2 protein-coding genes and 1 pseudogene are annotated in these 2,680 nt (G+C 67.9%); 1 reads left to right on the top strand and 2 read right to left on the bottom strand.

Annotated features, from left to right (window positions below; genetic code table 11):
• On the bottom strand, window positions 1-1,049 hold a 1,049-nt coding region (locus tag ACWELQ_RS43200), incomplete at its 3' end, for an AIR synthase related protein (RefSeq protein WP_452402766.1).
• Between the two features lie 206 nt (window positions 1,050-1,255).
• Here ACWELQ_RS43200 and ACWELQ_RS43195 point away from each other — a divergent pair.
• Window positions 1,256-2,506 (top strand): glycosyltransferase 87 family protein, encoded by a 1,251-nt coding sequence (locus ACWELQ_RS43195; protein ID WP_452402765.1) that lies wholly within the window; start codon window positions 1,256-1,258, stop codon window positions 2,504-2,506.
• Here the strand turns inward: ACWELQ_RS43195 and ACWELQ_RS43190 are convergent.
• A pseudogene (locus tag ACWELQ_RS43190) lies at window positions 2,503-2,680 on the bottom strand (M18 family aminopeptidase); the annotation flags it as partial. The gene ACWELQ_RS43195 and the pseudogene ACWELQ_RS43190 sit on opposite strands and share 4 nt — an antisense overlap.

Here is a 2,680-nt window from a genome sequence, read left to right as displayed (position 1 = left end):
ACGGCCATGAAGGCGTCCACGTTCTCGGGCGTCACGACCGCGCACATGCGTTCCTGCGACTCGCTCGAAAGGATCTCGGCGGCGGTCATATTGGCGGCGCGCAGCGGGACCTGGTCCAGGTCGATGAGCATGCCGCCGTCACCGGCCGCGGCCAGTTCGGAAGTGGCGCAGGACAATCCGGCGCCGCCGAGGTCCTGGATGCCCACCACGAGTCCGGCGTGATACAGCTCGAGACAGCACTCGATGAGCACCTTCTCGGCGAACGGGTCGCCGACCTGAACGCTCGGCAGCTTCTTACGGCCGGAACCGGATTCGTCGCCGGAGAAGGTGTCCGAGGCCAGCACGGACACGCCGCCGATGCCGTCGAGGCCGGTGCGCGCACCGAAGAGAATGATCTTGTTGCCCTGCCCGGAGGCGAAGGCCAGGTGCAGGTCCTCGACCCGCATGACGCCCGCGCACAGCGCGTTCACGAGCGGATTGCCCTGGTAGGACGGGTCGAACACGGTCTCGCCGCCCACATTCGGCAGACCCAGCGAGTTGCCGTAGCCGCCGACGCCGCGCACCACGCCGTCGACCACACGCCGGGTGTCCGGGTGATCGGCCGCGCCGAAACGCAGCTGGTCCATCACCGCGATCGGGCGCGCGCCCATGGCCATGATGTCGCGCACGATGCCGCCGACGCCGGTGGCCGCGCCCTGATAGGGCTCCACATAGGAGGGGTGGTTGTGCGATTCGACCTTGAAGGTCACCGCCCAGCCGTCGCCGATGTCCACCACACCCGCGTTCTCGCCGATACCGGCGAGCATCGACGCCTTCATCTCCTCGGTGGTGGTCTCACCGAAGTAGCGCAGGTGCACCTTGGAGGACTTGTAGGAGCAGTGCTCCGACCACATCACCGAGTACATGGCGAGCTCGGCGTCGGTGGGACGCCGGCCCAGGATCTCCTTGATCCGGGCGTACTCATCGTCTTTGAGGCCGAGTTCCTTGTAGGGCTGCGGGTGGTCCGAGGTGGCCGCGGCGTTGCTGACCGTGTCGACGTGGCTGGTCACGGGAATACCAGAGTCCTTTCGGCCGGGCAGGTCGAGAGCGATTGCCGGCGTTGCTGGAAGTCGGCGAGAAATACGAACCGAGTCTAATTGCCTGCGTTTTCGTGCTTTACCCCGGCTGTCGCTGTGCTCGAGACCACTTTCTTCGTAGGATCACACACCCGCGCCCATGAAACCGACCGCGACGGGGTACCCGCTACTCTGAGCCGGTGAACGATCGATCCGGGGTCGCGGATCCGACCGAGAAACCCATGCCCACGCCGGGAAAGCTGACGCCACAGCAGCGGAAGTTGCTGCTGCTGGCGGTCGCGCTGTTCACCGTGTCGGCGGTGATCAGTTACGTGACGAAGTGGCACGGGTACATCGACCTACGGGTGTACCGCAACGGTGCGCGGGCCTGGCTGGACGGCCGGGACCTGTACGGGCCGATGCCCGCGGTCTACGGGATCGGGCTGCCGTTCACCTATCCCCCGCTGGCCGCGCTGTTCTTCGCGCCGCTGGCCCTGATGCCGCTGGCCGTCGCCGAGTGGGCGGTGCTGATCGTGTCGGTCGCCTCGCTCGGGGTGACGCTGTGGCTGGTCATGGATCGGCTGCGGCCCAGCCTGGCCCGGCCGACCCGGCTCGCGATCGTCATCGGCGCGGTGGGGCTGCTGCAATTGCTGGAACCGGTGCGCGAGACCTACGGGTTCGGGCAGATCAATCTGGTGCTGATGGCCGCGGTGGCGCTGGATTGCCTGGCCCGCAAGCCGTTCTGGCCGCGCGGCATGCTGATCGGCATCGCCGTCTCGGTGAAGCTGACCCCCGGCGGCTATCTGCTCTACTTCCTGCTGCGCAAGGACTGGAAGGGCGCGCTCACCCTGATCGCGTCCACCGCCGGCGCGGTCCTGGTGGGATTCGCGATCTTCCCGCACGATTCCGTGCAGTACTGGTTCCACACACTGTCGGACACCGGGCGCATCGGACCGCCCTGGTACGCGGGCAATCAGTCCATCAAGGGATTCGTCTTCCGGCTGGGCTACTCCACCTCGGTGTCCACGCTGCTGTGGCTGATCCTGTCGGTCGTCGCCATCGCGCTGGCCGCGGTGTGGATGAAACGGCTGCTGGACGACGGCGAGACGGTCGCCGCGCTGATGGTGAATGCCGCTGCGGTGCTGCTGGTTTCGCCGGTGTCCTGGTCGCACCACTGGGTGTGGGTCGCGCCCGCGCTGCTGGTGGCCGCCGACGCCATCGCTCGCGGCCGCCGCAACCCGTGGTTCCTGGGCGCGGTCGGCCTGGCCGTGGTCATGTTCGCCATCGGCCCGATGTGGCTGCTCCCGCACAACGGCGACCGCGAACTCACCTGGAACTGGTGGCAGCAGCTCATCGGAAACAGCTACGTGCTGTTCACGTTCGGGGCCTTCGTGGTGGCGGCACTGATGTACCGCCCGGCCACGGACCGCGTCGAGCCGGTCGACGCTTAGCGGGTCAGCTCCGGCGTCAGGAAGGCGGCCAGTGCGGCCGCGTAGGCGGGAACGTCTGCGGCGCCCATCATTTCGCGGGCCGAGTGCATGGCCAGTTGGGCCGCGCCGACGTCCACGGTGGGCATGCCGGTGCGGGCGGCGGTCATCGGGCCGATGGTGGAGCCGCAGGGCAGG

Source organism: Nocardia sp. NPDC004722 (genome assembly GCF_053601505.1).
Note: the sequence above shows the minus strand (reverse complement) of the source record. Positions and strands in the feature narration are given on the sequence as shown.